The organism is Oleiphilus sp. HI0066 (assembly GCF_001635725.1).
In genome coordinates, this window is record NZ_LWFH01001317.1 from 1 (window position 1) to 1,204 (window position 1,204).

General features: G+C 45.2%; 2 protein-coding genes. Both read left to right on the top strand.

What is annotated here, in order from left to right:
- Nucleotides 1–824 (top strand): bifunctional glutamate N-acetyltransferase/amino-acid acetyltransferase ArgJ (gene argJ, locus A3738_RS19395; RefSeq protein ID WP_068763793.1); only part of this gene is annotated, 824 nt, incomplete at its 5' end.
- 3 nt (nt 825–827) lie between these two features.
- Nucleotides 828–1,204, top strand: a 377-nt coding sequence (locus A3738_RS19400; protein ID WP_156504347.1) for an NUDIX domain-containing protein, incomplete at its 3' end; no start/stop codon positions are given.

Consider the following 1,204-nt stretch of genomic DNA (forward strand, 5'->3'; position numbering starts at 1 on the left):
CGCCATCATTAAAAAACGCTTTGAATGATAAGGCTTGGCATGATGCAGGCCTTGGCATTATGACAACAGATACGCGCCCAAAAGGCGCTTCTGTTCAGCTAGAATATGCTGGCAAAACCGTGACCATTAACGGTATTAGCAAAGGCGCTGGCATGATTAAGCCGAATATGGCGACGATGCTTTGTTTTATCTCGACAGACGCTAAGCTTCCGCAAGATCTCTTAAACGAACTTTCTTCTGAGTTGGCGGATCGGTCTTTCAATCGCATTACTATTGATGGTGATACTTCGACAAATGATGCTTGTATGTTGATTGCGACTGGCCAAGCGATGGATGTTGAAATATCAAAAAACGATGCTGATTACGTATCCTTCAAAACTGCTTTGTCAGATATCTATCTTGAACTTGCTCACGCGATTGTTCGCGATGGCGAAGGTGCTACTAAGTTTGTCACTATTCAGGTTGAGCAGGCGAACAGTGCTAATGAAGCTCTCGATTTAGCCTATACCATTGCTCATTCTCCTCTCGTTAAAACCGCCCTGTTTGCGAGTGATCCAAACTGGGGACGTATTTTGGCCGCGTTAGGACGTGCGCCTATTGATAACTTGGATCTTGATAAGGTCCAGATTTATTTGGGTGACGTAATGTTGGTTGAGAATGGGGGGCGTGCTCAGAGTTATTCTGAAGAGAAAGGACAAGCGATCATGGATGAAGAAGAGATTCTTATCAGACTTGTTCTGAACCGAGGAATAGTTAATGAGACAGTATGGACAACTGACTTGTCTCATCAATACGTCACTATCAACGCGGAATATAGAACCTAAGGTATGTCGGGCACTAAACGTGTTCATGTCGCGGTTGCGGTAATTCGGCAACCCTCAAAGCACGGTGCTAATATCTTGATCAGTAAGCGTGCTGACGATGCTCATCAAGGCGGCCTCTGGGAATTTCCCGGCGGGAAAGTCGAATCTTACGAGACGGTTCAACAAGCTCTTAAGCGAGAATTAAACGAAGAGCTTGGAATAGATATCAGGTCTGATATCTCTCCTTTAATTCAAATTCGTCACGACTATAGCGAAAAGCACGTTTTCCTCGATGTTTGGAATGTTGATGGCTTTGAAGGAGATGCGCGTGGGTGTGAAGGCCAGCCTTTGCAATGGGTGTCTCCAACCGCTCTTTCAGACTTAGATTTCCCAGAAGCGAA